Source organism: Microbacterium sp. NPDC056057 (genome assembly GCF_042266945.1).
In the GTDB taxonomy this organism is placed as follows: domain Bacteria; phylum Actinomycetota; class Actinomycetes; order Actinomycetales; family Microbacteriaceae; genus Microbacterium; species Microbacterium trichothecenolyticum_C.
Genome location: NZ_JBHJWS010000004.1, coordinates 44,405 through 70,802 on the forward strand (window position 1 = coordinate 44,405; position 26,398 = coordinate 70,802).

At 70.7% G+C, this 26,398-nt stretch carries 20 protein-coding genes, 1 tRNA gene and 1 pseudogene; 16 read left to right on the plus strand and 6 right to left on the minus strand.

The window, feature by feature from the left end; all coding sequences use genetic code 11:
* Nucleotides 1-28 precede the first annotated feature (28 nt).
* A complete protein-coding gene (gene acs / locus ACFC1K_RS16575; RefSeq protein WP_375872453.1) occupies nt 29-2,020 on the minus strand; it encodes an acetate--CoA ligase in 1,992 nt (663 codons plus the stop codon).
* Between the two features lie 415 nt (nt 2,021-2,435).
* On the opposite strand from acs, the gene ACFC1K_RS16580 reads away from it, so the two are divergent.
* From ACFC1K_RS16580 to ACFC1K_RS16620, 9 genes and pseudogenes are all read left to right on the plus strand, one after another.
* Entirely contained in the window at nt 2,436-3,638 is a 1,203-nt protein-coding gene (locus ACFC1K_RS16580) for a TadA family conjugal transfer-associated ATPase (protein WP_375872454.1), read from the plus strand.
* Nucleotides 3,639-3,766: 128 nt separating this feature from the next.
* Nucleotides 3,767-4,678: a type II secretion system F family protein gene (locus ACFC1K_RS16585; protein WP_375872455.1), complete on the plus strand. Its 912-nt coding sequence runs from the start codon at nt 3,767-3,769 to the stop codon at nt 4,676-4,678.
* Nucleotides 4,679-4,764: 86 nt separating this feature from the next.
* The gene (locus ACFC1K_RS16590) at nt 4,765-5,007 is read left to right on the plus strand and encodes a DUF4244 domain-containing protein (RefSeq protein WP_310292424.1); all 243 of its coding nucleotides are present in this window, start codon (nt 4,765-4,767) and stop codon (nt 5,005-5,007) included.
* Complete coding sequence (locus ACFC1K_RS16595; protein WP_310292425.1) at nt 5,007-5,339, plus strand: TadE family type IV pilus minor pilin; 333 nt, start codon at nt 5,007-5,009, stop codon at nt 5,337-5,339. The genes ACFC1K_RS16590 and ACFC1K_RS16595 overlap by 1 nt, the downstream gene beginning before the upstream one ends.
* Nucleotides 5,340-5,397: 58 nt before the next feature.
* Entirely contained in the window at nt 5,398-5,703 is a 306-nt protein-coding gene (locus ACFC1K_RS16600; RefSeq protein WP_310292426.1) for a helicase, read from the plus strand.
* 67 nt (nt 5,704-5,770) lie between these two features.
* A pseudogene (gene topA / locus ACFC1K_RS16605) lies at nt 5,771-8,485 on the plus strand (type I DNA topoisomerase); the annotation flags it as partial.
* Nucleotides 8,485-9,144, plus strand: coding sequence for a dTMP kinase (gene tmk, locus ACFC1K_RS16610; RefSeq protein WP_375872456.1), 660 nt, complete (start codon nt 8,485-8,487; stop codon nt 9,142-9,144). The pseudogene topA and the gene tmk, both read left to right, overlap by 1 nt.
* Before the next feature lie 57 nt (nt 9,145-9,201).
* Nucleotides 9,202-10,386, plus strand: a complete 1,185-nt coding sequence (locus ACFC1K_RS16615; RefSeq protein ID WP_375872457.1) for a DNA polymerase III subunit delta' — start codon at nt 9,202-9,204, stop codon at nt 10,384-10,386.
* Complete coding sequence (locus tag ACFC1K_RS16620) at nt 10,383-11,942, plus strand: alpha/beta hydrolase (protein WP_375872458.1); 1,560 nt, start codon at nt 10,383-10,385, stop codon at nt 11,940-11,942. The genes ACFC1K_RS16615 and ACFC1K_RS16620 overlap by 4 nt, the downstream gene beginning before the upstream one ends.
* A 75-nt stretch (nt 11,943-12,017) precedes the next feature.
* Here ACFC1K_RS16620 and ACFC1K_RS16625 read toward each other — a convergent pair whose 3' ends face one another.
* The 3 genes from ACFC1K_RS16625 to ACFC1K_RS16635 form a co-directional block, all read right to left on the minus strand.
* Nucleotides 12,018-12,677, minus strand: coding sequence for a methionine ABC transporter permease (locus ACFC1K_RS16625; protein WP_375872459.1), 660 nt, complete (start codon nt 12,675-12,677; stop codon nt 12,018-12,020).
* The gene (locus ACFC1K_RS16630; RefSeq protein ID WP_375872460.1) at nt 12,670-13,707 is read right to left on the minus strand and encodes a methionine ABC transporter ATP-binding protein; all 1,038 of its coding nucleotides are present in this window, start codon (nt 13,705-13,707) and stop codon (nt 12,670-12,672) included. Before ACFC1K_RS16630 ends, ACFC1K_RS16625 begins: the two co-directional genes overlap by 8 nt.
* Nucleotides 13,708-13,794: 87 nt before the next feature.
* On the minus strand, nt 13,795-14,697 hold the full coding sequence (locus tag ACFC1K_RS16635) for a MetQ/NlpA family ABC transporter substrate-binding protein (RefSeq protein WP_375872461.1): 903 nt from the start codon (nt 14,695-14,697) through the stop codon (nt 13,795-13,797).
* A gap of 258 nt (nt 14,698-14,955) precedes the next feature.
* On the opposite strand from ACFC1K_RS16635, the gene ACFC1K_RS16640 reads away from it, so the two are divergent.
* Nucleotides 14,956-15,031 (plus strand) — tRNA-Thr (locus tag ACFC1K_RS16640).
* 238 nt (nt 15,032-15,269) lie between these two features.
* On the opposite strand, the gene ACFC1K_RS16645 is transcribed toward ACFC1K_RS16640, so the two are convergent.
* Together ACFC1K_RS16645 and ACFC1K_RS16650 are read right to left on the minus strand one after the other, a co-directional pair.
* On the minus strand, nt 15,270-16,280 hold the full coding sequence (locus ACFC1K_RS16645) for a hydroxyacid dehydrogenase (RefSeq protein ID WP_310292435.1): 1,011 nt from the start codon (nt 16,278-16,280) through the stop codon (nt 15,270-15,272).
* A complete protein-coding gene (locus ACFC1K_RS16650) occupies nt 16,277-18,229 on the minus strand; it encodes a DUF2264 domain-containing protein (RefSeq protein ID WP_375872462.1) in 1,953 nt (650 codons plus the stop codon). The genes ACFC1K_RS16645 and ACFC1K_RS16650 overlap by 4 nt, the downstream gene beginning before the upstream one ends.
* 131 nt (nt 18,230-18,360) lie before the next feature.
* On the opposite strand from ACFC1K_RS16650, the gene ACFC1K_RS16655 reads away from it, so the two are divergent.
* The 6 genes from ACFC1K_RS16655 (at nt 18,361) to ACFC1K_RS16680 (ending at nt 26,392) form a co-directional block, all read left to right on the plus strand.
* On the plus strand, nt 18,361-19,428 hold the full coding sequence (locus ACFC1K_RS16655; RefSeq protein WP_375872463.1) for a substrate-binding domain-containing protein: 1,068 nt from the start codon (nt 18,361-18,363) through the stop codon (nt 19,426-19,428).
* 113 nt (nt 19,429-19,541) lie between these two features.
* Nucleotides 19,542-20,861, plus strand: a complete 1,320-nt coding sequence (locus tag ACFC1K_RS16660; RefSeq protein ID WP_375872464.1) for an ABC transporter substrate-binding protein — start codon at nt 19,542-19,544, stop codon at nt 20,859-20,861.
* A 61-nt stretch (nt 20,862-20,922) separates the two neighbouring features.
* Nucleotides 20,923-21,885: a sugar ABC transporter permease gene (locus ACFC1K_RS16665; protein ID WP_310292438.1), complete on the plus strand. Its 963-nt coding sequence runs from the start codon at nt 20,923-20,925 to the stop codon at nt 21,883-21,885.
* The gene (locus tag ACFC1K_RS16670; RefSeq protein WP_375872465.1) at nt 21,882-22,784 is read left to right on the plus strand and encodes a carbohydrate ABC transporter permease; all 903 of its coding nucleotides are present in this window, start codon (nt 21,882-21,884) and stop codon (nt 22,782-22,784) included. The genes ACFC1K_RS16665 and ACFC1K_RS16670 overlap by 4 nt, the downstream gene beginning before the upstream one ends.
* A 4-nt stretch (nt 22,785-22,788) precedes the next feature.
* A complete protein-coding gene (locus tag ACFC1K_RS16675; protein WP_375872466.1) occupies nt 22,789-23,430 on the plus strand; it encodes a hypothetical protein in 642 nt (213 codons plus the stop codon).
* A gap of 217 nt (nt 23,431-23,647) precedes the next feature.
* The gene (locus tag ACFC1K_RS16680) at nt 23,648-26,392 is read left to right on the plus strand and encodes a Tat pathway signal sequence domain protein (RefSeq protein ID WP_375872467.1); all 2,745 of its coding nucleotides are present in this window, start codon (nt 23,648-23,650) and stop codon (nt 26,390-26,392) included.
* The last annotated feature ends 6 nt before the right edge of the window (nt 26,393-26,398 follow it).

Consider the following 26,398-nt stretch of genomic DNA (forward strand, 5'->3'; position numbering starts at 1 on the left):
GGGCTGCAGCATCCGCTCCTCTCTTCGGCTACTTGACCTGCGCGGAGATCACCGACATGACGGCGGTGTCGGCGAGGGTGGTCGTGTCGCCGACCTCGCGGCCCTCGGCGACGTCGCGCAGCAGACGGCGCATGATCTTGCCGGAGCGGGTCTTGGGCAGCTCGCCGACGATGTAGACGTCGCGGGGACGGGCGATCGGCCCGATCTGCTCGCCGACCCACAGGCGCAGGCCCTGGGCCAGGCCGTCGGGGGAGTGCGCGTCGAGGTAGGACTGCTTGATGATGACGAACGCGACGACCGCCTGACCGGTGGTCTCGTCGGAGGCGCCGACGACGGCCGCCTCGGCGACGGCCTCGTTGCCGACCAAAGCCGATTCGATCTCGGTGGTCGACAGGCGGTGGCCCGACACGTTCATGACATCGTCGACACGCCCCAGCAGCCACACGTCGCCGTCGTCGTCGAGGCGCGCGCCGTCGCCCGCGAAGTAGTAGCCCTGCTTCTGGAACTTCTCCCAATAGGTCTCGACGAAGCGCTCCGGGTCGCCCCAGATGCCGCGGAGCATCGACGGCCACGGTTCGGTGACGACGAGGAGCCCGCCGTTGCCGTTGCCGACGTGCGTGCCGTCCTCGTCGACGACGTCGATCGAGATGCCGGGGAGAGGAACCTGCGCCGAGCCGGGCTTGGTCTCGGTGACGCCCGGCAGTGCCGACACCATGATCGAGCCGGTCTCGGTCTGCCACCACGTGTCGACGATCGGCGCGGTCTTGCCGCCGATGATCTTGCGGTACCACATCCACGCCTCGGGGTTGATGGGCTCGCCCACCGACCCGAGCAGGCGCAGCGATGACAGGTCGAACTGCTTCGGGATCGCGCGGCCGAGCTTCATGAACGAGCGGATCGCGGTCGGCGCCGTGTAGAGGACCGTGACCCCGTACTTCTGCACGATCTCCCACCAGCGGCCGGGGTGGGGCGCATCCGGCGTGCCCTCGTAGAGCACCTGCGTCGCGCCGTTCGCGAGCGGGCCGTACGTGACGTAGCTGTGCCCGGTGATCCACCCGATGTCGGCGGTGCACCAGTAGACGTCGGTCTCGGGGTGGAGGTCGTGGACGACCTTGTTGGTGAACGCGGACTGCGTGAGGTAGCCGCCGGAGGTGTGGAGGATGCCCTTGGGCTTTCCGGTCGTGCCCGACGTGTAGAGGATGAACAGCGGGTTCTCGGCAGGGAAGCCCTGCGCCTCATGCTCAGCGGAGGCCTGCGGCACGACCTCGTGCCACCAGAGGTCGCGGCCGTCCTTCCAGTCCACCTCGTTCTCGCCGCGCTTGACGACGAGCACGTGCTCGACGGACTCCTGCACCCCTGCGCCGCGGTCGGCCAGGGCGAGGTCGACTGCCGGCTTGAGCGGCGAGACCTTGCCCTTGCGGTAGCCGCCGTCGGCGGTGATGACGAGCTTGGCGCCGGCGTCGTCGATGCGGGAGCGCAGGCTGTCGGCCGAGAAGCCCCCGAACACGACGGAGTGGATCGCGCCGATGCGGGCGACCGCGAGCATCGAGGCGACGGCCTCGGGGATCATCGGCAGGTAGATGGCGACGCGGTCGCCCTGGCCGATGCCGAGTCCCTCGAGCACGTTGGCGAGGCGCTTGACCTCGTCGGTGAGCTCGGCGTAGGTGACGCGGCGCTCGTCGCCGGGCTCGCCCTCCCACAGCAGCGCCACCCGGTCGCCGTTGCCGGCCTCGACATGACGGTCGAGGCAGTTGTAGGCGACGTTCAGCTCGCCGTCGGCGAACCACTGCGCGAACGGCGGGTTCGACCAGTCGAGCACTTCCGTGAACGGCCTGTGCCAGTGGAGGTCGCGGGCCTGGTCGGCCCAGAAGCCGAGGCGGTCGGCCTTCGCCGCTTCATACAGCTCCGCCGTCGCGATCGCGTTGTCGGCGAACTCGGCGGTGGGCGCGAAGCGCCGGTCCTCGTTCAGCAGGTGGTCGATCTGGCTGCTGGCTTGCGTGACAGGGGTCTGTTCGCTCATGGGAGCGCGCTCCTTTGCGGGCTGGGTCGAGGCCGAGGCGTGTCGGCGAGTCTGCCAGGAAATGTACCCACCGCCGCCGGAACCGACTACCCCCGATAGTAGGTGGTGCCGCATACATCGATCCCGACCGATATATCAGTGAGAATCCTCTCCTTTTCGTTTTGTCAGGACCCTTACCTCGCCTATGCTGACCGTTGGCCGAACATCGATTCTGGCATTGCGGCTCCCGACGTCACCCCCCGAATTCGGGGCCGCGCTTGGCGGCATCCCATTCCCCCCATGGGATGCCGCCTCTATTTGTTGGGAGCGGTCTCTCGATTCGCCGGCTCCTCCCCAACCCGTGGCGTGGCGCGGCTCTCCACGGATAACCGGTCGTGCTCGCCGAGGTGGGACACCGCCTTCGTAGCGTCGGAGCATGTCCGCACCGTTCGTCGTCCGCCCCCGTTCCGGGGCTGCGGGCGCACCCGCTGCGAAGGGGCGGTGGGATGCTGCGGCCCGGCCCGTGTCCTCCGCCCCCACGGGGAGCGTGGCTACGGCCGAGGTCCCCGCGCCGGCGCCTGCGTGTGCACCGGCTCCGCGTGGCGCCGGCGGGGCATGGGTGCCGCGGCGTGCGGGTGCGGCCGACGTTCTGCGTGGCGAGCCCGTGCCCGTCTCCATGCCCCCTCGGGCACCGGCGGAGCGGCATCAGGTCCTCGCGCCCCTCGCCGCGTACCTCGACGACCCGGAGGTCACGGATCTCTTCGTCAACGGAGCGGCGGGCCTGTTCGTCGATCGCGGGGCCGGGGTGGAGCCGGCGCGCGAGTGGCGTGCCACGGAAGAAGAGGTGCGCGACCTCGCCGTCGCGCTCATCGGTCTGGGCGGGAGACACATCGACGACGCTTCGCCGTGCGTCGATGTGCGCGTGGAAGGCGGGATCCGCGTGCACGCCGTGCTGCCGCCGATCGCCCCCGAGGGCACGGTCCTGTCGATCCGCGTGCCGCGCCTGGGCGCCGCGACCCTCGACGAACTCCAGCGGACGGGGATGTTCGACGAGGGCGTCCGCGACCGTCTGCGGGCGGCGATCGCCGGGCGCACGAATCTCCTGATCTCGGGCGCCGCCGGCGCCGGCAAGACCACTCTGCTCGCGGCGCTTCTCGCGGAGGCACCGGCGCAGGAGCGCATCGTGACGATCGAGGATGTCGCGGAGCTGAGGATCGCACACCCGCACCACGTGCGCCTCGAGGCGCGTCAGCCCAACATCGAGGGCACCGGCGGAGTCGGGCTCGCTCGTCTGGTGCGTGAGGCCCTGCGGATGCGCCCCGACCGTCTCGTGGTCGGGGAGTGCCGCGGCGACGAGGTGCGGGAGCTGCTGTCGGCTCTGAACACCGGTCACGACGGGGGAGCCGGTACGGTGCACGCGAACGGACTCCATGACGTGCCGGCACGCCTCGAGGCTCTCGGTGCGCTCGCAGGACTGGACGACCGCGCGCTCGCGCGCCAGGCAGCCAGCGCGATCGGACTCGTCGTGCACGTGGAGCGGGGCGCGGACGGCTCGCGACGCATCGCCGGAGCGGGCCGCCCCGTCGTCGACGGCGACGGGCGTCTCGCCATCGAGGAGGAGCGATGGGGCGCGCGCTGACGCAGGTGGTGGGTGCGGAGGGCGCACGGGCTCCCTCCCCGGCAGCGGTGTCGCCTCGAGCCTTGGTGTCGTCCCGGCTTCGCGCGTCCGCACGAACCCCGACGTCATCAGCCGACGTCGCGGAGACCGTGCTGCGACTGGCGGTGCTTCTGCAGGCCGGGGTCGCTCCTGCCCGCGCCTGGGAGCATCTCGCCCGCGCCGGTGACCCGGCGGCTCGGCACGTCGCCTCGGCGATCGACCGAGGGTTGCCGCTGCCCGAGGCGATCGCCACCGCGGGAACCGGCGCGTGGCGGGAGGTCGGCGTCGCGTGTCAGGTCGCGCTCGTCGTGGGTGCACCGCTCGCCGAGTGCCTGCGCGGACTCGCTGCCGCGCTGCGCGACGCACAGGAGGCGGCCGACGACGTGCGGGTCACCCTCGCTGAGCCGGCGGGCACGGCCCGGCTCATGAGCTGGCTTCCGCTCGTCGCTGTGGGACTGGGTGCGGCGCTCGGCTTCGACACCTTCGGCACCCTGTTCGCGAACCCGCTCGGGCCGGCATGCCTCGGAGCCGGAGCGGTGCTCATCTTCGCCGCGCACCGATGGACGAAGCGGCTCGTGCGCGCAGCGGCGCGGTCGGACACCGCGCCTGGTCTCGACGCAGACCTGATGGCGATCGCGCTGAGCGGCGGGGTGTCCATCGATCGCGCGCGGGCAGTCGTCCAGGACGCCCGCCGAGTCGGAACCATGGGGGAGAGCACCGATCCGGGCGGTGAGTCCGGGACCGCCACGGCGAACCCGGAAGGAGGCGCGCCGAGCGGATCCGATGACGTCGACGCCGTACTCGCGCTGTCGCGCGCAGCAGGCGTGCCCGCGGTCGAGCTGCTGCGGGCTTCGGCCGCGTACGCCCGGCATCGCGCCCGTGTCGAGGCCCGCCTTCGTGCCGCGCGGCTCTCGTCGCGGCTGCTCATCCCGCTGGGTGTGTGCACACTGCCCGCATTCCTCCTCCTCGGGGTCGCGCCCATGCTGCTCAGCGTCATGTCGACGATGTCGGTCTCGCTGTGACGGCCCCTCCCCGAGACCGCGACGCTGCGCCGCGTCCTCGCGCCCAGACCGTGCCCGCACCCACGATTCCATCGAACGGAGAACCCATGTCCCTGTCCCGAACCGACCTCGTCGTGCCCCGTCTCACGCGTCGCCGCGCCGAACGCCTGTTCGCACCGCGCGACGTCGAACGCACGTGGGAGGGCGAAACCGGCGCCGCGACCGCGGAGTACGCCATCGCGACGATGGCAGCGGTCGCCTTCGCCGGCCTCCTCGTCGTCATCATGCGGTCGGATGAAGTGCGCACAATCCTCACCGACCTGGTGCGACGCGCGCTCACGGTGGCGTGATGCGGCCGCGGCTGGGCGACGATCGCGGTGCGGTCGTCGCCGAGTTCGCGGTCGCACTGCCCGCCGTCGCGCTCGTCCTGCTCGTCGGGGTCGGCATCCTCGCGGGAGCGTCGCGGCAGGTGCGGCTGCAGGACGCGGTGGCGGATGCTGCCCGCCTGAGTGCCCGCGGCGAGTCCGAGCAGCGCGTGCGCGACGCCGTCGCGACGTCGGTGGCGGAGGCATCCGTCGACATCACCGCTCAGGGGGATCTCGTGTGCGTGGCCGCATCCGCTCCGGCGCTGTTCGGCGTGCGGGTGACGGCGGCCGGGTGCGCGTTGGCGGGTGGGCTGTGAGCGCGCCCCGCGATGCCGTCGCGCGGCCGGCGAGCGGGCCGGGCTGATGGCGGGGACGATGGCGGCGGTCGGGATCGTCGGTGCGGCCGCCGTGCTCGCAGCGGGGCTCGCCGGCGCCGGTGCTGCGGCGGTCGCGAGCCAGCGACTGGCCTCGGCAGCCGACGCCGGTGCGCTCGCCGCGGCGGACGCGGCGTCCGGCGCGGTGCCCGGCGCCCCCTGCGAACGTGCGGCCGAGGTCGCGGGCACTTTCGGTGGTGCCATCGAGGCCTGCGAGCTCGACGAGCTGATCGCGACGGTGACCGTGTCGATGCGCCTCGGGCCGGTCACCGCGCAGGCCACCGCACGGGCTGGGCCGCCGCCCTGATCACGTCTCACAGCCCCTGCACCGAGAAGTGGCGTGTATGGTTTGCGTCGAAGAAAGGACGCCCCCGTTGGCAGAAGGCAAGAAGCTCGTCATCGTCGAGTCACCGACGAAGATGAAGTCGATCCAGGGGTACCTCGGCGATGGCTACGAGGTGCTCAGCTCAGTCGGGCACATCCGCGACCTGGCGGACAAGAAGAGCATCCCCGCCGACAAGAAGGAGGCGTACGGGAAGTACTCGATCGACATCGACAACGGCTTCGACCCCTACTACGTCGAGAGCGAGCGCGGCAAGAAGACCGTCGCCGAGCTCAAGCGCGCGCTGAAGGGGGCGGACGAGCTCCTGCTCGCCACCGATGAAGACCGCGAGGGCGAAGCCATCGCGTGGCACCTGCTGCAGACGCTCAAGCCCAAGGTCCCCGTCAAGCGCATGGTCTTCCACGAGATCACCAAGGACGCGATCCAGGCCGCCGTCGGCAACACCCGTGAGCTCGACCTCGCGCTCGTCGACGCGCAGGAAACCCGCCGCATCCTCGACCGCCTCTACGGCTGGGACGTCAGCCCCGTGCTCTGGTACAAGGTGCAGCAGGGCACCTCCGCGGGCCGCGTGCAGTCTGCCGCGACGCGCCTCGTCGTCGACCGCGAGCGCGAGCGCATGGCGTTCGTGTCGGCGTCGTACTGGGACATCGAGGCGCTCGCCGCGCCCAACCGCCCGCAGGGCATCGACGAGTCGTTCTCGACCCGCCTCGCCCGCGTCGACGGTGCGGTGCTCGCCCGCGGCACCGACTTCGACGACCGCGGTGAGCTGAAGAAGGCCGTCCTCGTCCTCGACGAGGCGCAGGTGCGCGAACTCGCCGCCGCGATCGAGGCGGCGGCCGAGGCATCCGTCACCGCCCTCGAGTCCAAGCCCGGAACCCGCAGCCCCAAGCCGCCCTTCACGACCTCGACCCTCCAGCAGGAGGCTGGTCGCAAGCTCTCGATGAGCGCCAAGCACGCCATGGGCGTCGCGCAGCGTCTCTACGAGAAGGGGTACATCACTTATATGCGCACCGACTCGACGGCGCTGTCGACGCAGGCCGTGCAGGCCGCGCGCGAGCAGGCGGTCAAGATGTACGGCGACAAGTCGGTGCCGCCGAACCCCCGCTCCTACCGCAACAACAGCAAGAACGCGCAGGAGGCCCACGAGGCGATCCGCCCGTCGGGCGAGACGTTCCGCACGCCGTCCGAGGTGTCGGGCCAGCTCGACCGCGACGAGCTGCGCCTGTACGACCTCATCTGGAAGCGCACGATGGCCAGCCAGATGTCGGACGCCAAGTACGAGACCACCACCGTGACCCTCGAGGTCGCGGCGGCCGGCCGCCGCGCCGAGTTCACGTCATCCGGAACCGTGTACACCTTCAAGGGCTTCCTCGAGGCCTACGAGGAGGGCCGCGACGAGAAGCGCGGCGACAGCGACAAGTCCGACGACCAGTCGCTCCCCGCGATGGCGGTGGGCGACGTGCTGCGCCTGCGCGATGTCGAGCCGAAGGGCCACGCCACCAGCCCGAAGCCCCGCTACACCGAGGCGAGCCTCGTCAAGGCGCTCGAGGAGAAGGGCATCGGCCGCCCCTCGACGTTCGCGAGCATCATCGACGTCATCCTCAACCGCGGCTACGTCACCAAGCGTGGCCAGGCGCTCATCCCGAGCTGGCTCGCGTTCAGCGTCGTGCGCCTGCTCGAGCAGCACTTCGCCGACCTTGTCGACTACGACTTCACGGCGGCGCTCGAGGACGACCTCGACGCGATCGCCCGCGGCGAGCAGAAGCGCCAGGACTGGCTGCAGGACTTCTACTTCGGGGGAACCGACCACGTCGGCCTCCGGAACATCGTCGACAACCTCGGAGAGATCGACGCGCGCGCCCTCAACTCGACGCCCATCGGCGACGTCGCGACGCTGCGGTTCGGCAAGTACGGCCCGTACCTGGAGGTGCCCGACGCCGAGAAGCCGGACGCCGAGCCCCGGCGGGTCAACATCCCCGAGGACCTCGCGCCCGACGAGCTCACGCCGGCGCGCGCGCAGGAGCTCATCGACGCCCCCGTCGCGGGAGACCGCGTGCTCGGGGAGAACCCCGCCAACGGCAAGCTCGTCGTCGTGAAGGACGGCCGCTTCGGCCCCTACGTGCAGGAGACCGACCCGCCCGCCGAGGAGGCCGTCGACGAGGAGACCGGCGAGGTCGTCGCGGTCGAGCCGGAACCCGCGCCGAAGAAGCGCGGCGCGAAGAAAGAGGTCGCGCCGAAGCCGCGCACCGCCTCGCTCTTCAAGTCGATGTCGGTCGACGCGATCGACCTCGACACCGCGCTGAAGCTGCTCGACCTCCCGCGCACCGTCGGCGTCGACCCCGAAACGGAGGCCCCGATCACGGCACAGAACGGCCGTTACGGGCCCTACCTCAAGAAGGGCACCGATTCGCGCACGCTGCAGAGCGAGCAGCAGATCTTCGACATCACGCTCGAGGAGGCGCTCGCCGTCTACGCGCAGCCGAAGTACGGTGCGCGCGGCGCGTCGTCGGCCCTCAAGGAGTTCGAGGCCGACCCGACGAGCGGCAAGCCGATCAAGCTGAAGGACGGCCGCTTCGGCCCGTACGTCACCGACGGCGAGACGAACGCGACGATCCCGCGCGGCGAGGACGCGATGGAGGTCACGTTCGAGCGCGCGGTGCAGCTGCTCGCCGACAAGCGGGCGAAGGGCCCGGCCAAGCGCCCGGCGCGGCGCACGACGACGACGCGCAAGCCCGCGGCGAAGAAGTGACGGGCGGCGGCGACACCCGTCCGGTCCCCGAGTCCGTCGAAGGGCTGTTCATCACGTTCGAGGGCGGCGACGGCGTCGGCAAGACGACGCAGGCGGCGCTCCTCGACGCGTGGCTGACGGATGCCGGCCGCACGGTCGTGCGCACGCGCGAGCCCGGCGGCACCGAGGTGGGCGTGCTCATCCGCGACATCGTCCTGCACCACCGGGGAGAGGTCGCTCCGCGGGCGGAGGCGCTGCTGTACGCGGCGGACCGAGCCCACCACATCGAGACGCTGGTGCGGCCCGCCCTCGCCCGCGGCGAGGTCGTGATCCAGGACCGCTACCTCGACTCGTCGGTCGCGTATCAGGGTGCGGGACGCGTCCTCGGGCGTGACGAGGTCCGGGAGCTCTCCCTGTGGGCGACCGGGGGCCTCCTTCCCGACGTCACGGTGCTCCTCGACCTCGACCCCGCATCGGCGCGCGAGCGCCTCGACGCCGACGACAAGCCCTTCGACCGACTCGAGTCCGAGAAGGAGCACTTCCACGCCCGCGTGCGAGAGGAGTTCCTCTCCCTCGCCGCAGCCGAGCCGGACCGCTTCCTCGTGCTCGACGCCGCGCTCCCGCCGGACGAGCTCGCCGCCGCCGTGCGCGCACGCGTGGAGCCGCTCCTCGCATGAGGCGAACGCTCGGCGTACGCACAGCCGGTGTCCGACGGGATGGTTAGGCTGGTCGGCATGGAGCCGGTCGCCGCTGTCGCTGGGGCGTCTCCCGCGACGGACGACCAGGCGTTCCCCTGGGCCGACGTGTGGGGGCAGCCCGATGCCGTCGCGGCGCTGCGGGAAGCAGCATCCGATCCCGCATCGATGACCCACGCATGGCTCATCACCGGTCCTCCCGGCTCCGGCCGGTCCACGCTGGCCCATGCCTTCGCGGCCGCACTGATCGCCGAGCCGGGTGACGAGCGCACGATGCACCAGGTGCTCGCCGGCACCCACCCCGACCTCACGGCGCTGCGCACCGAGGGCGTGATCATCTCCATCAAGGACGCGCGCGCCCTCGTCGAGCGGTCGTACTTCGCGCCCTCGCTCGGGCGGTACCGCGTCATCGTCATGGAGGACGCCGATCGCATGGCGGAGCGCACGTCGAACGTGCTGCTGAAGGCTCTCGAAGAGCCACCCGAGCGCACCGTCTGGGTGCTGTGCGCACCCAGCGACGCCGACCTGCTGCCGACGATCCGCTCCCGGGTGCGCACGCTGCGCCTGCGCGAGCCCGATGTCGCGGACGTCGCCGACCTCATCGTGCGACGCAGCGGCGTCGACCCTGTGATCGCCGAGCAGTCCGCCCGGCACGCGCAGCGCCACATCGGCATGGCGCAGCGGCTCGCGACGGATGCCGCGGCCCGCGCCCGCCGCGACGCCACACTGCGCGGCGTGCTCGCGGTGCGCGGTGTGGGCGACGCGGTCGAGGTCGCCGGCGCGATCGTCGCCGCCGCGACCGACGATGCCAAGGCGCTCACGGCCGAGCGCGACGAGGTGGAGCGCACCGGACTCCTGCGCACCCTCGGCATCGCCGAAGGGGCCGCGGTCCCGCCCGCCGTGCGGTCGCAGCTGTCGGCGCTCGAGGACGAGCAGAAGCGTCGCGCCACGCGCAGCCTGCGCGACGGCATCGACCGCGTGCTCACCGACCTCGAGTCGATGTTCCGCGACGTGCTGCTGCTGCAGTTCGGCCGCGACGCCGACCTCATCAACCGCGAGCTCGAGCCCGACCTGCGGGCCCTCGCCGCCGCGTGGACGCCCGAGCGCACGCTCACGGTCGTCGACCGCATCGGCGTCACCCGCGAGAACCTCGAACTGAACGCCGCGCCCGCTCTGGCGCTCGAGAGCATGCTCGTCACCGTCGCGAGCGGAAGGATCCCGTGAACCCGACCCGCCCCCGCCGACTTCGTCGCGCTCTTGCCGTCGTCGCCGGCCTGGTCGCCGCATCCGTCGTCCTCAGCGGCTGCCTGTCGGCGATCATCCCCGACGCGTCGCCGCGTCCGAGCTCGAGCAAGGCGGCCGACACCGACGGCGTCGCCGAGAATCTGCTGCCGTACTACGAGCAGACGCTCGACTGGTCCAGCTGCAACGAGACGTTCGACTGCACGACGGTGACCGCGCCCCTCGACTGGTCCGACCCGACGAAGGGCGACATCGAGCTGTCGGTCATCCGCAGCCGTGCCGAAGGCACCGACGACCCCATCGGGTCCCTGCTGACCAATCCCGGCGGGCCAGGCGCCAGCGGTGTCCAACTGATCCGCGACTCGGTGTCGTTCGCGGTGAGCGAGCCGGTGCGCCGGCAGTTCGACGTCATCGGCTTCGACCCGCGCGGTGTGGGCGAGTCGACCGCGGTGACCTGCTACGACGCGGCCGACATGGACGCGTACCTGTTCGACATCCCCGACGGTGCCCGCGGGACGGATGCTTGGGCCGACGAGCTCCTCGCACGGCACCAGAGCTTCGGCGAGGCCTGCGACGAGAACAGCGACGGAATCCTGCCGTACATCACGACCGAGAACTCCGCCCGCGACATGGACCTGCTCCGCGCGGTGCTCGGCGACGCGGAGCTGAACTACCTCGGCTACTCGTACGGCACGTTCCTCGGCGCGACGTACGCGAAGCTGTTCCCCGCGAAGGTGGGACGACTCGTGCTCGACGGCGCCGTCGACCCGTCGGTGTCGAACCTCGACGTCAACGTGACCCAGGGCATCGGGTTCGAGTCTGCCCTGCGCGCCTACATCGCGGACTGCCTGACCGACAAGGACTGCCCGTTCCGCGGCACCGTCGACGAGGCGATGGCCGATCTGGGAACCCTGCTCGCCAGCGTCGACCGCGACCCGATCCCCAACGCCGACGGCCGCCTGCTCGGCTCCGATTCCCTGATGACCGCGATCGTCGCCGCACTGTACTCGCAGGACAGCTGGGGCTACCTCACGATGGCCCTCACCGACGTGCTGCAGGGCAACGCCGACATCGCGTTCCAGCTGGCGGACTTCTACTACGACCGCCAGGGCGGCACGTACACCGGCAACCAGACCGAGGCCTTCCGCGCGTACAACTGCATGGACTACCCCACGGGTGCCACCGACGAGGACCTGGCGGCGGCCGAGGCGACTCTCGCCGAGAAGGCGCCCACGATCGCGCCCTACTGGTTCGGACCCGACCCCTGCGAGGTGTGGCCGTATCCGCCCACCGGCGTGCGCGAGCGCATCACCGCCGACGGCGCCGCGCCGATCGTCGTGGTGGGCACCACGAACGACCCGGCGACCCCGTACGAGTGGTCGGTGTCGCTGGCCGATCAGCTCTCGTCGGGTGTGCTCGTGACGCGTGTCGGCGAAGGTCACACCGGGTACAACAAGGGCAACTCGTGCGTCGACTCCGCGATCGAGACGTACCTGCTGGAGGGCACGCCCCCGCAGGACGGCCTGCGCTGCGAGTGAACTGACGAACGACAGAAGCGGATGCCGCGACCTCAGGGTCGCGGCATCCGCTTTCTGCGTGCGAGGTCGTGATCGTCAGCGGCGCAGCACGCGGCGGGCCAGCGTGTTGCCGAGGAACTGCACCAGCTGCACGATCACGATGATCACGAGCACCGCGGCCCAGGTCACCGCCGGGTTGAACTGCTTGAAGCCGTACACGATCGCGAACTCTCCGAGTCCGCCCGCCGCGACGGCACCGGCGATCGCGGTCATGTCGACGAGCGCGACGACGATGAAGGTGTAGCCGAGGATGAGCGGACCGAGCGCCTCGCGGGGGAGCAGGCGCAGGAGGATCCGCGAGCGGCTCGCGCCCGTGGCGCGGGCCGCCTCGATCACGCCCGGCCGGACCGTCAGCAGGTTCTGCTCGACGATGCGGCTGATCGCGAAGAGCGACGCGATGGTGATCGCGAAGATGCCGAACTCGGGTCCGATGCCCGGGATGCCCAGGCTGCGCGCGATCGGCTGCACCGCCGCCAGCAGGATCACGAACGGGATCGGCCGGAAGAAGTTCACGATGACGTTGATGGTGCCGAACAGGAACCGGTTCGGGAACAGGCTCCCGGCCCTGGTGGCATACAGCGCGAGTCCGACGAAGAGTCCGGCGATACCGCCGAACACCAGGCTCAGCGACACCACGTACAGCGTCTCGGCGGTGGCCTCCCACAGCTGGGGGAGCAGGTCGACGAGCCTATCCACGGGCGTCCTCCTCGATCAGCGGCGCGAACGCCGAGGCCGCGTCGATGGCCTGCTGCACGGCATCCCTCTCTCCGGTCAATGCCAGCGTGAGATGCCCGAAGACGCGGCCGCCGATGTCGTTGATGCCGCCGTGCACGAGCTCGAAGCGCACGCCGTGCGACGAGAGCGCGGCGAAGACGTCGGCCTGGGTGACGTCGCCGTCGCGGATGGTGAACGTGACGATCCGCCCCGGATGGCGCTCGCGCAGGGTGCGCAGCTGGTCGCCGACCGGGACGTCCTCGATGATGCTCGCGACGAAGCGGCGCGTGGCTGCGTGCTGCGGCGTGGAGAGCACGTCGAAGACGGCGCCGCTCTCGATGATGCGGCCGTTCTCCATCACGACGACGCGGTCGGCGAGGGTGCGGATCACGTCCATCTCGTGGGTGATCACGAGGATGGTCACGCCGAGCTCCTCGTTGATGCGCTTGAGGAGCGCGAGCACCTCCTGCGTCGTGTCGGGGTCGAGGGCGCTCGTCGCCTCGTCGGCGAGGAGGATGCGCGGGCTCGTCGCGAGCGCTCGGGCGATCCCCACGCGCTGCTTCTGGCCGCCCGACAGCTGCTCGGGGTAGCTCTTCGCCTTGTCGGCGAGGCCCACGAAGCGCAGGAGCTCCTCGACGCGCGCGGCGATCTCGGCGCGCGGACGGCGCGCGACCTCGAGCGGATACGCGATGTTCTTCGCGACCGTGCGGGAGTCGAAGAGGTTGAACTGCTGGAAGATCATGCCGATGTCGCCGCGCAGCTCGCGCAGTTCGCGCTCGCGCAGGTGCGTGATGTCGCGGCCGTCGATCTCGACCGTGCCGGCGGTCGGCGTCTCGAGCGCATTCACGAGGCGCAGCACCGTGCTCTTGCCGGCACCTGAGTAGCCGATGATGCCGCACACCTCGCCGGCGGCGACGTCGAGCGAGACGTCGTCGACCGCGGCGACCGGAGCGGCGTCCTTGGCGGGAGGGGGGAAGGTCTTGGTCACGCCGGTCAGGCGGATCAGGGTCATGGATGCTCCTCGGCGGAACGCGCGTGTGCGGCCCGTGCGCACGAGGCGCGAACGGGCCGCACAGGCGGTGCCGCAGTCGGCGGTGTCTTACGAGTTGGCGCGGATGTCGTCCTCGACGTCGGTGAGCGACGTCACGAGCTCGTCCACCGGGGTCTTCACGAGCACGGCGGTGCCGCCCGACGCCTCGACGACGCCATCGAGGACGTCCTGCGTGTTCTGGTAGATCTCGACGAGCTTCAGGTACGTCGGGTTGTCGGCGTCCTCGGCCTTCGCCGCGAAGATGTTGATGTATGGGAACGCGCTCGGGTCGGACGGGTCGTCCGTGGCGATGGCGTCCTCAGGGGTGAGGCCGGCGTCAGCGAGGAAGTCGTTGTTCACGATCGACGCGGCGACGTCGGGGAGCGAGGTCGCGGTGAACGCGGCGTCGAGCGCCTCGACCTTGACCTTCGACTCGGGCAGCACGTCGGCGACGGTCGAGAAGACCGAGCCGCCGTCCTTCAGCTCGATGAGGCCGGCCGACTGCAGCACGAGGAGGCCGCGCGCCTGGTTCGACTCGTCGTTGGGGACGGCGACCGTGGAGCCCTCGGGGATGTCGTCGGTCGACTCGTACTGCGACGAGTACAGACCGAGCGGGTAGATCGCGGTGGCGCCGATCGGCTGGAGGTCGTCGTCGCTCTGCACGTTGTAGGTCGCGAGGTAGATGATGTGCTGGAACTGGTTCAGGTCCAGCTCGCCCGCCGAGAGGGCGGGATTCGGCTGGGTGTACTCGCTGAAGTTGACGAGCTCCACCTCGATGCCCTCGTCCGCCGCGGCCTCTTTGTAGGTCTCCCAGTACGGGTCGCCGGAGTCGACGACGCCGATGCGGACGACCTCGTTCTCGTCGGAGGCGCCGGCGGCGGCATCCGTTCCGGTCCCGGCGCAGCCGGCGAGGAGGAGGGCGAGGGGAAGCGCGAGTGCTGCTGCTGCGGCGAGCTTCTTGGACGTGGACATGTGAGTGCTCCTGTGGATCGAGGCCCGTCTCGGGCTTGTGACCGCGCGCACGATCCACGGACCGCGCACGCTTCGTCGCGGACCGGGTTCGAACCTACGTGGGGGTGATGCGCCATCTCGAACCGGGGCGTAACACGTCGACACCGAGTCCGTCGGAAAGTGGGATCGGGTCCGGAACGGATGCCTCGACCGCCGTGGTTCGCGAGCACCCTCCGGACCCTGTAAGATCGTTGCTTGTGCGTCGCGCAAGCGAGGCCCGCCACCTTAGCTCAGTCGGCAGAGCGAATCACTCGTAATGATTAGGTCAAGGGTTCGATTCCCTTAGGTGGCTCCACACATCTCCTTCGACGGGAATCCCTGCTCGCGAGCGTGCGACGCGCGACGTCGCGGCGCGCTCCTTCCGCCTCGACCGCCATCGCCCGCGTGGGTGCACCGACGCACGATCGACCATCGAGCGGGCCTCTACTTTCGGGTAGCGGTCGCGGGGCACCTCGTTGAACGTGTACTCGCGGCCGGGGCGCATCCGCATGTGACGTCGGGCCCCGGCCAGGGCGTCACACCCGGCCTGCGCATCACGCGATGCGCGCGAGATCCGGCGAGGTCACCTCGTCGGCGAGGTCGCCTGAGCGCACGAAGCGCTCGACCTCCGCGACGACATGACGGCCGAGCCGACGCAGCTCGTTGCCGATCGAGCCCGCGATGTGAGGCGTCAGGGTGGCACCCGGCAGTGAGAAGAGCGGATGCCCCGGCGGCAGCGGCTCGGGGTCCGTGACGTCGAGCACCGCCCGCAGGCGATCGGTCGCGAGCTCGGCGACGAGGGCATCGGTGTCGACGAGCGACCCTCGCGCGGTGTTGATCAGTGTCGCGCCGTCGGCCATGAGCGCGAGTTCGTCGCGGCCGATCATGCGGAAGGTCTCCGGGAGCGCCGGCGCGTGGATGGTGACCACCTCCGAGCGCGTGAGCAGCTCGGGAAGGCTCACGAGCTCCGCGCCGAGGGCGGATGCACTCGCAACGTCGAGCGAGGGATCGAAGACGACGCACCGGATGTCGAAGGGCTGCAGGAGTTCGATCACGCGCCGGCCGATGCGGGATGCGCCCACCACGCCCACCGTGATGCCGAAGGCACCCACCCCGCCTCGCGGGCGGGCCGCGATCATGTCGTGCGTCCGCGTGAAGTCGCGCGCCGAGCGGAGCACATCTCCGGCGCTCAGTAGGATCGTCGCGAGGGTGTACTCCGCGACCGGGACCGCGTTCGCGCCGGCGGCGCTGGAGACACGGATGCCTCGTTCCCAGACGGCGGGGGTCACGAGGCGCTTGACCGACCCGGCGGCGTGCACGACGGCGCGCAGGCGCGGCCAGTGGGCCAGCGTCGGCCCGTCGAGCGCGGGAGCGCCCCACCCGGTGATGAGGATCTCGGTGTCGGCCGTCGACGGCGGCACGCTCGGCAGGTCCGGGGTCAGCACGAGATCGTCGAGGCGGACGAACCGCTCGAGGTCGGCGCGCGCCGCGGCACCGAACAGATCCGACGCGAGTTGCGGGGACTCCATCGCGAAGAGCGCCTTGGGGCGCGCGAGGGCGCTCACGCGCGGTCCTCGCCGGTCGGAACGACGTCGACGACGCCGTCGCGCCAGCGTACGACGATGCGGCCGGCCTCGACCTCGACGGCGGGCACCGCGTCGAGATCGAGCGTCTCCCGCGCACCGATCGCGACCAGCGCGGCCACGACGTCGCCCTCGCCGGCAGGGGTAGCGCCCGCGGCCCAGGGCGTCGCCGAACCGGAGTCGAACGGATCCCCGCCGGACCGGTGGGCGATCCCGGGGACCGGCAGGCCGCGCACGCCGACCACGGCGCTCGTCACGCCGTCGTCGCGGGTCGCGGTCGTCGGTGCGGTCGCCCGCCACCGGCCGTGCTCGACGGGCAGCGCCCATCCGCCGATACGGAAGCGCCACGGTCCGCCGTCTTCGGGCCACACCGCGTCGAGGTCGTCGGCGGCCGACGGCTGTGCGACGCGCGGCGCTGCATCCCACCACGCGAGCCGGAGTTCGTGCACCCCGTGCACGACCGACGCCACGGTCACCCGCGGGCCGCGCCGCAGCGCCGCCCATCCCGCGACGTCGGTCGTGCTCCCCGCTTCGGGGGTGTCGAGCCAGTGCACCCGCGACCGCGACACCGCGACGCGGTCGTCCAGGTGCACCCGCTCGATGCGGTCGCGGTGGGACGGGGCACCAGTACCGTCCAGCAGCGCGACATGAGACTCGAAGGGCTTGGCGATCCCGCCGGCCGAGAGGTCGGGGGAGGAGGTCGTCGAATAGCCGACCCGGTGGTAGAAGGGGTTGTCGGCGCGCACACCGCCTGCGGGGCCCCGGAAGCCGTCCGAACCGTGGTTCAGAACGCGCACGATGCCGTCGGCCTCAGAGCGCACCACGAGCCAGCCCGGTGCGATCATGAGGCGCGTGCGGACGGGCTCGACCTGGACGTCGTCCGGCTGCACCGACCACTCGGGGTGATCCTCGGGCAGCAGCAGGCCCATCAGGCCCTTGCTCGCCCAGTACGTCGACGACGAGCCGGTGTACGCCTGGCGGATCGCGCGGTACTCGCGGTGCCAGCCGATCGACAGCAGGCCCCGCTCGTCGACGGCCCCGGCATCGAGGAAGTGGTCGAGTACGCCATCGGCGAGTGCCCGCGTGCCGCCCGGTGCCAGCGGGGTCTCGCCCGCGAGCGCGCCCGCCCAGAACGGGGCGAGCATCGCGAAGCGGTACGTGAGCGAGCGGCCCTGGAAGAGCGGGGCGCCGTCGGAGCCGACGAGATCGCGCGCCTGACCGAGGAACTCCCGGAGGCGGTCGCGATGCACCTGCTCGAGGTCGGTGCCGAGGATCCGCGCGTGCAGCAGGGGGTAGACGTGCCACGCCCAGCCCGCGTAGTGGTCGAAGTTCTGGCGCGACCCGTCGGGTCCTGCGCCGTCGGAGTACCAGCCGTCGCCGAGGTACAGGCTCTCCTGGATCTCGAGGTTGCGGTCGAGGTCGCCCTGATTCCAGGGGCCGCCGACCGACTGCAGGAAGCCCTCGATCACCGTCTGGAACCACGTCCAGTTGTTGGTGTAGCCGCTCGTGCCCACCACGCCGGCGAGCCAGGCGACCGTGCGCTCCTGCACGGCGGGGTCGAGACGGTCCCAGAGCCAAGGCCGGGTCTCCGACAGGAGGATCGCCAGGGATGCCGCCTCCGGCACGGCCTGTCGGCGCTCGCCGATCGTGGGCCAACGTTCGGTGTGCGACGGGTCAGTTCCTGCGGCGAAGCCGCGGGCGAATCGCTCCAGCAGCCCTGCCGGGTCGTCGCCGCCGGCGCCGGCCACGCGGAAAGCCGCGAGCAGTCCGGTGCGGGCGAAGCCCTCGAGCCCGTCGCTCCATCGTCCCGAGGCGCTCGCCGGGCCCGGAAGCACGACGAGCGAACCGCTCGGAGACGCGTACGGCTCCGTCGCCTGCAGCAGCCGGTCCGCGAGCCCCTGCCAGCGGCCCCGTGCTGTCGTCCTCGCCACTTCGGCTTCCCCGTACGTCATCGTCACGCGTCGATCGTGCATTACGATCCTGTAGCCATCGGCCCTTTCGGACAATTCCGATCATCGATCGGTCAAACCGGATCAGACTGCGACGAACGGACTTCGCACCCATGACTGGACAGAACTCACTGCCGAGGACACGTCACGAGCACCTGCTGCGCCAGGTCGAGCTCCACGGCAGCGTCAGCGCCGCGGACGTCGCGACGCAGCTCGGCGTCTCGCAGGTGACGGTGCGCCGCGACATCGTGGAGCTCGAGAAGGCGGGCAAGCTCGCCCGCGTCCACGGCGGCGCGATCGCCGTCGGCGCCCCCGCGGTCCCGCAAGCAGCACGCACGAACGTTGGAGTCGTCGTCCCCGGATCGGTCAGCCATTACCCGCAGATCGTGCGCGGGATGGATGCCGCGTCCCACGGCGTGCGCACCCGTGTCGTGCTCGCGACCTCGCAGTACCGCGAAGACCTCGAGCAGCGGCAGGTCGAGCGGCTGATCGAGATCGGCGTGGCGGGCATCGTGTTCGCTCCGACCATGCGCAGTCGCACCGAGGCGGAGCTGGCCGAGTGGGTGCGCACGATCCCGGTGCCGGTCGTGTTCCTCGAGCGGAGACTGGAATCCACGGCGCTGGCGGTCTATGACAGCGCCCGCACCGATCACGAGCGCGGCGCCGAACTCGCGGTCGAGCATCTGTCCCTGCTGGGGCACCGCTCGGTCGGCCTCGCGCTGTTCGGCCGCACGCCGACGGCCCCTCTCATCCGTGACGGCCACCGCGCCGCCGTGGCCCGACTCGACCTCGCCGAGGCGCCGTCCGTCGCGCTCCCGAAGGGCGGTGACGGCGAGAGCGATCCGCTGGACGATGCCCTCATCGCGTTCCTCGACGCCTGCCGCGACACCGGCACCGACGCGGCGCTCGTGCACACCGATGTGCACGCCGCACGGCTCGTCGAGCTCGCCATGGACCGCGGCATCCGTGTTCCCGATGATCTCGCGGTCGTCGCGTTCGACGACGACACCGCGGGGCTCGCCATGGTCCCGCTCACGAGCGTGACCCCGCCCGGACGCGACCTGGGACAGGAGGCGATGCGCATCCTCACCGAGCGCATCGCGGCGCCCGACAGCGCTGCGCGGCACATCACGATGCTGCCGCGACTGACGGTGCGCGAGTCGTGCGGGGCGGCTTCGTGATCGCTTTTGTCCGCTTGCTCACGACCGGTCGAGCCCCGACCTACATTGTCTCTGCACGGCCCCCGGTGCGATCGCCGGGCGAGCGACGAGAGGCAACGAGCAAGGAGGCTCCGATGACATCCCGAGCATTCACCAGTGCCACGGCACGGCGAGGCGCACTCACCGCGGGGGCCATCCTCGCAGTGGGGGCCCTGACACTCCTGACCGGCTGCGCCGGCGGCGCCGAACCCGCTGCGAGTGCGGACCCCGACGAAGAGGTCACGCTGAACTTCGCGTGGTGGGGCGACGCCAGCCGCGCCGAGCGCTACGAGGCGGCGATCGACCTGTTCGAGGAGCAGAACCCGAACATCACGATCCAGACGAGCTACGCGAGCTTCGGCGACTACTGGACCTCGCGCAACACCGAGGCCGCCAGCCGGACGCTCCCCGACGTGTTCCAGATGGACCTCGCCTACCTCGCCGAATACGGCGGCTTCGGGCACGTGCTGCCGCTGGACGACTACCTCGGCGACGCCATCGACACCGACGGCATCGATCCGTCGCTCGTGCAGGCGGGCGCCGTCGACGACAAGATCGTCGGTCTGGCATCATCGAGCAGCACGCTCGCGACGCTCTACAACGGTCCGCTGCTCGAGCAGCTGGGAGTCGAAGTGCCCGACGGCCCGCTGACGTGGGACGAGTACGACGACTTCCTCGCGGAGGTCTCGAAGGCCGGCGCGGCGAACAGCCCGGCCGTCTACGGCTCGCTCGACTACACGCAGTACTTCTGGCTGTTCCAGATCTGGCTCGGCCAGCAGGGTCTGTCGCTCATCGACGGCGACGAGCTCGGTTTCGAGAAGGGCGACCTCGCCGACTGGTGGTCGCGCAGCGCGACGCTGCAGGAATCAGGTGGGGTCATGCCGGCCGAGCGTCAGGCGCAGCTCGAGGGCGTGGACGCCCTCGGCGCCGGCGAGATCGCCAGCGACGTCAGCTGGGCGAACTTCCTCGCCCGCTTCAGCGAAGGACCCGCGAAGCCCGAGCTGTCGCTCGCGATCCCGCCATACGACGACGAGGACAACACGGGCATGTTCCTCAAGCCGGGTCTGATGCTCTCGATCGGCGCCAACAGCGAACACCCGGCACAGGCGGCGAAGTTCATCGACTTCCTCGTGAACGACCCCGAGGTGGGTGCGATCTTCGGCATGTCGCGTGGCGTGCCCGCATCGTCGAGCGCCGCCGAGGGCATCGAGGCGAACGAGCTCGACGAGAAGATCCTCGCCTACCAGGAGTCCGTCGCCGACCAGCTGGACGGCCAGGCACCGCCGGCCGTGAAGGGCCTCGGAACGCTCGAGCAGACCTTCGTGGCGATCAGCCAGGACGTCGCCTACGGCGCGGCCACGCCCGAAGAGGCGGCCGACCGGTGGTTCGCCGAGGCCGAGAACGCACTGAAGTGACCACCCCGCGGGCGGCGTGCACCGCTGCACGCCGCCCGCGACTTCCGGGAGAGCAACCGTCATGACCGCCGATACACTCGCACCCCCCGCGCCGCCGGAGGTGCGGACGCCACTGCCGGCGCCGCGCCGCCGCCGGCGCCGCTGGGAGGACATCCGCGCCGGATACGTCTTCCTCGCCCCCTGGCTGCTCGGCTTCCTGCTGCTCACCGCAGGGCCGATGGTCGCCTCCCTCTACCTCTCCTTCACCGACTACAACCTGTTCAGCCCGCCCGAGTGGATCGGGTTCGACAACTACGTCCGGCTGTGGAGCGACCCCGACTACCTCCAGGCGTGGAAGGTCACCGCCGTCTACGTGCTGGTCGGCACGCCGCTCAAGCTCGCGGCCGCGCTCGGTGTGGCGCTCATCCTCAACGCGGCGTTCCGCGGCAGCGGCTTCTACCGCTCCGCCTTCTACCTGCCGTCGCTCGTCGGCGCGTCGGTCTCGATCGCCGTGGTGTGGAAGGCCATGTTCATCGATGACGGACCGGTCGACAGCATCCAGCAGTTCTTCGGCTTCCCGGCCGGCGGCTGGGTCGGCGACCCCGACAAGACCATGCCGATGCTGATCCTCCTCGCGGTCTGGCAGTTCGGCGCCCCGATGGTGATCTTCCTCGCCGGACTCAAGCAGGTGCCGCACGAGCTCTACGAAGCGGCATCCGTCGACGGCGCCGGCCCGATCCGCAAGTTCCGCGCCATCACGATCCCGATGCTCTCGCCGGTGATCTTCTTCAATCTGCTGCTCGAGACCATCAACGCGTTCCAGGTGTTCGCCTCCGCGTTCATCATCTCGGGCGGCACGGGCGGCCCCGCGCGGTCGACCCTCTTCTACACGCTGTACCTCTACTTCCGCGGCTTCCGCGACTTCCAGATGGGGTACGCCTCGGCCATGGCCTGGGTCCTCGTGCTCGTGATCGCCTTCATCACGGTGATCTTCTTCCGCAGCTCGAAGTTCTGGGTCCACTACGCAGGAGACGAAGGACGATGAGCGCAACGCAGCTGCTCGTGACCGCCGACGAGGGCAGGGCGGCACGCCGTGCCCGTACGCGGCGCCGCTGGACGGGCAAGGAGATCGTGTTCCACGTCGTCGTGCTCGCGCTCCTCGTCGTGATCCTCTACCCCGTGGCGTGGATGCTGCTGTCGACGTTCAAGCCGTCGTCGCAGATCGTCGGCAACGCCCAGCTCCTGCCGCGCGAGGTGACGTTCGAGAACTACGAGACCGCGCTGAGCGGCATCGGGGGAGTGTCGTTCTGGACGTTCTTCCAGAACTCGACGATCCTCGCGGTGCTGTCGGTCATCGGCGTGGTGATCTCGTCGGCGCTCGCCGCCTACGCGTTCGCGCGGATCGACTTCCCCGGCCGCTCGGTGTACTTCGGCATCATGATCGCGACGCTGCTGCTGCCGTTCCACGTCGTGATCATCCCGCAGTACATCATGTTCAACGCGCTCGGCATGGTGAACACCTTCACCCCGCTCCTCCTCGGCAAGTTCCTCGCGACCGAGGCGTTCTTCGTCTTCCTCATGGTGCAGTTCATGCGGGGCCTGCCGCGCGAGCTCGACGAGGCCGCGCGCATCGACGGCGCGGGCCACTACCGCACCTTCGGATCGATCATGCTGCCGCTGCTCAAACCGGCGCTGGTCACGAGCGCGATCTTCACCTTCATCTGGACCTGGAACGACTTCTTCGGCCCGCTGCTGTACCTCAAGGACCCCGATCTGTACACGCTGCCGATCGCGCTGCGCCTGTTCGTCGACCAGAGCTCGTCCGCCGATTACGGCGGGCAGATGGCGATGGCGGTGCTGGCGCTCATCCCGGTGTTCCTCTTCTTCCTCATCTTCCAGCGCTACCTCGTGGACGGGGTCGCCACCCAGGGACTGAAGGGCTGAGGCGATGACCGTCACCGACACGACCCCGCGCCACGGCGCCGCCGCCCGGGCGGCCGGACGGCCCCCGCGGGGCGCCCAGCGCATCGCCCGCGTGCTGTCGAGCCGCGGGCTCGGGCTGTTCTCCGAGACGATCGTGGTCAGCCTCGCGGTGGCGGTGCTCGCCCTCCCCGCCGTGACGGCGCTGCCCGCGTTCGCGGCAGGCGCCGCCCACTTCCGCCGACACGTCGAGGGGGAGTCGGACTCGCTGCTCGAACTCGGCCGGGACTTCCTGCGAGCGCTGCGGCGCGGCTGGCTGTGGGGCGTGCTCTCCGCCGCCGCGTTCTGGGCGATCGCCGCGACGCTGACCAGCCCGGCGATCCTCGAGATGCCCGGCGGCGGGGTCTACCGCTGGGGATCGGGACTGATCGGTCTCGGCATCGGCGTCGTGCTGCTCCGTGCGATCGCGCAGTGGCGGCCCACGGCGTCCTGGAGCGCGCTGATCCGCAGCGCGGCTGAGGAATCCGTGCGCGACATCCCCGGCTCGTTCCTCCTGCTGCTCGCCCTGGGCATGAGCGGGCTCGTCGTGTGGATGTTCGCCCCGCTCGTTGTGCTCGTCCCCGGAATGCTCGTGCTCGCCGCTCGGGCGGTGGTCTCGCGCGCGGGATGAGCGGTCCCGCACGAACCCGGGCGTTTCGAAACGCCCGGGGCTTCGTCGCGCCCGCGAGCTGCTCCGGCCGGGGCTTCGCCGCGCCTGCGCGTACCACACGAAGCCCGGGTCATGACCGGTTTTGTCCGCTTGTCCGTGCCGGGCTCGGTGTCGTCCCTAAGGTCGGTGCCTGTCGGGGCCGAGGCGGCTCCGAAGGATTCGATGAGGAGTCACACACATGGACATCAGCCGTCGCGGACTGCTGCAGACGTCTCTCGCCGCCGGCATCGCCACCGCGTTCACCTTCGCGTCGACGAGCGCCGCGAACGCCGCCCCGGCCGCACGCGACGCCTTCGGGCGGATCGTGCCCGCCCGGCTCACCGGCCACGATCCGGTCTCGCTGCGCTGGCTCGAAGACGGGGTGCCGTCCCAGCTGACCGCGGGCACCACGTGGGGCGTGCCGTGGCCGAAGGGCGCGCTGGCGCCCGACCAGTCCTTCACGCTCGTCGCCGAGAGCGGGGCGAGCGTCCCCGTCCAGACCTGGCCGACCGGCTGGTGGCCCGACGGATCGGTCAAGTGGACCGCCCACGCCGTGGCCTCCTCCGCCGAGCGGTCGACGACGTACTCGCTGCAGCCCGGCACCGCCGCCGCGCCGGCGGCCCCCGTCACGGTCACCGAGAACCCCGGCAAGGTCGTCGTCGACACCGGCGTCGTCACGGTCGAGTTCCCCCGCAACGGCAAGAGCATCGTCTCGGTCATCCGGCGCGGGAACACCGTCATCGCCGAGGAGGGACGCCTCGTCGCCGGGCGCCAGAACGTGCCCGACACCGACGCCGGCGACAAGATCGACAACGAGTGGTTCCAGGGCGACGTGGGCGAGGTCGTCGTCGAGCAGTCCGGCCCGGTCCGCGCCGTCATCCGAGTGAAGGGCACGCATAAGAAGGGCAAGCGCTCGTGGCTGCCGTTCGACCTGCGCTTCTACCTGTACGCCGGCTCCGACGGCATCCGCGTGGTGCACACCTTCGTCTTCGACGGCGACGAGAACAAGGACTTCATCAACGGGCTCGGCATCCGCTGCACGGTCCCGCTCGCCGCGCAGCTGCACGACCGCCACGTGCGCTTCGCGGGTGCGGGGCACGGCGTGCTCGGCGAGGCCGTCCGCGGGATCACCGGCCAGCGCCGCGACCCAGGGGCGGCCGCGCGCAACGCGCAGATCGCCGGCACGTGGACGCCCGACCCCGCCACGTGGGACCAGCGGGTCACCTCCCGGCTGCAGTGGATCCCCGCGTTCGGCGACTACAGTCTCAGCCAGCTCACGGCCCACGGGTTCGAGATCCGCAAGCGCACGTCCGCCGGCCACTCGTGGATCCGCGCCGATGGCGGGACGCGCTCGCGCGGTCTCGCGTACGTCGGCACGCCGGGCGGCGGACTCGCCTTCGGCATGCGCAACTTCTGGCAGCTGCACCCGACCGAGCTCGAGATCACCGGCGCTTCGACCGACAAGGCGACGGCGACGGTGTGGATGTGGTCGCCGCGCGCCGAGGCGATGGACCTGCGGTTCTACCACGACGGCCTGGGTCAGGACACGTACGAGAAGCAGCTGGACGCGCTCGAGATCACGTACGAGGACTACGAGCCCGGCTTCGGCACCCCGTACGGTGTCGCGCGCACGACGGAGTTGAGCTTCTGGGCGCTCGGCGCGACGCCGTCCGCCGCCGACTTCAGTGCGATGGCGGATGCTGCGGCCACGCCTCCCCTCCTGGTGAGCAGTCCGCAGCACAATCACTCGGCGGGTGTGTTCGGGTCTTGGGCGCCGGTCGACCGCTCCAACTTCGCCAAGACCACGATCGAGGACAAGCTCGCCTTCATGCACTCCTGGTACGTGCAGCAGGTGGACCAGCGCTCCTGGTACGGGTTCTGGGACTACGGCGACGTCATGCACGACTTCGACCGCGACCGGCACGTGTGGCGGTACGACGTGGGCGGCTACGCGTGGGACAACTCCGAGCTCAGCACCGACATGTGGCTGTGGTACCACTACCTGCGCACCGGCGATGCCGCCGCATTCCGCTTCGCCGAGGCGATGACGCGGCACACCGGCGAGGTCGACGTCTATCACCTCGGCAAGTGGGCAGACCTCGGCACCCGTCACGGCATCATGCACTGGGGTGACAGCGCGAAGCAGCAGCGCATCAGCAACGCGGGCTACCGGCGGTTCTACTACTTCCTCACCGCCGACGAACGTGTAGGCGACCTCATGCGCGACCTCGTCGACGCCGACAAGACGTTCCTCGTGCTCGACCCGTCCCGCAAGATCCGCACGGACGCATACGACCCGCAGCCCGAAGCGCTCAGCGTCTCGACCACGACCGACTGGGGTGCGCTCGCGCTGGCATGGCTCGCCGAATGGGAGCGCAACGGCGATCCGATCGCACAGGCGAAGCTCGTCAACGGGGCCAAGACGATCGCCGCGCTGCCGAACGGATGGGCGCAGGGCGGCACGCCGCGCTACAACCTGACTGACGGCACCTTCGGCGAGGAGACCGAGAAGACGGTGTCGGTCGGCTCACTCGACTCGGTGTTCGGGCTCATCGAGCTCATGACCGAGCTCATCGATCTGATCGACGACCCCCAGGTGACCGAGCAGTGGGTCAACTACTGCCGCCTCTACAACGGCACGTCGGCCGAGCAGGCGGCGGTGACCGGCGTCTCGTGGGGGAGCCAGAACCTCCGTCAGGCTTACTCGCGGGCCACCGCGTACGCGGCGCACCAGCTCGGCGACACCACGCTCGCGAAGCGCGCGTGGAAGGAGTTCCGCACCGGCCACGCCGGGTACGCCGAGGGCCTCGCCTTCACCTCGACGCGGATCGATGGGCCGACGGTGCTGAATCCGGTCGACGATGCCCCGTTCGGCACCAACGCGAGCGCGCAGTACGGGCTCGCCGCCATCCAGTGTCTCGCCCTCGTCGGCGACCAGATCTGACGCGGA

Coding starts and splice junctions, on each gene's coding strand:
- acs (WP_375872453.1), bottom strand. CDS start 2,020: ATGAGCGAACAGACCCCTGTCACGCAAGCCAGCAGCCAGATCGACCAC.
- ACFC1K_RS16580 (WP_375872454.1), top strand. CDS start 2,436: ATGTCCGCACCGTTCGTCGTCCGCCCCCGTTCCGGGGCTGCGGGCGCA.
- ACFC1K_RS16590 (WP_310292424.1), top strand. CDS start 4,765: ATGTCCCTGTCCCGAACCGACCTCGTCGTGCCCCGTCTCACGCGTCGC.
- ACFC1K_RS16595 (WP_310292425.1), top strand. CDS start 5,007: ATGCGGCCGCGGCTGGGCGACGATCGCGGTGCGGTCGTCGCCGAGTTC.
- ACFC1K_RS16600 (WP_310292426.1), top strand. CDS start 5,398: ATGGCGGCGGTCGGGATCGTCGGTGCGGCCGCCGTGCTCGCAGCGGGG.
- ACFC1K_RS16615 (WP_375872457.1), top strand. CDS start 9,202: ATGGAGCCGGTCGCCGCTGTCGCTGGGGCGTCTCCCGCGACGGACGAC.
- ACFC1K_RS16630 (WP_375872460.1), bottom strand. CDS start 13,707: ATGACCCTGATCCGCCTGACCGGCGTGACCAAGACCTTCCCCCCTCCC.
- ACFC1K_RS16635 (WP_375872461.1), bottom strand. CDS start 14,697: ATGTCCACGTCCAAGAAGCTCGCCGCAGCAGCAGCACTCGCGCTTCCC.
- ACFC1K_RS16655 (WP_375872463.1), top strand. CDS start 18,361: ATGACTGGACAGAACTCACTGCCGAGGACACGTCACGAGCACCTGCTG.
- ACFC1K_RS16660 (WP_375872464.1), top strand. CDS start 19,542: ATGACATCCCGAGCATTCACCAGTGCCACGGCACGGCGAGGCGCACTC.
- ACFC1K_RS16665 (WP_310292438.1), top strand. CDS start 20,923: ATGACCGCCGATACACTCGCACCCCCCGCGCCGCCGGAGGTGCGGACG.
- ACFC1K_RS16670 (WP_375872465.1), top strand. CDS start 21,882: ATGAGCGCAACGCAGCTGCTCGTGACCGCCGACGAGGGCAGGGCGGCA.
- ACFC1K_RS16675 (WP_375872466.1), top strand. CDS start 22,789: ATGACCGTCACCGACACGACCCCGCGCCACGGCGCCGCCGCCCGGGCG.
- ACFC1K_RS16680 (WP_375872467.1), top strand. CDS start 23,648: ATGGACATCAGCCGTCGCGGACTGCTGCAGACGTCTCTCGCCGCCGGC.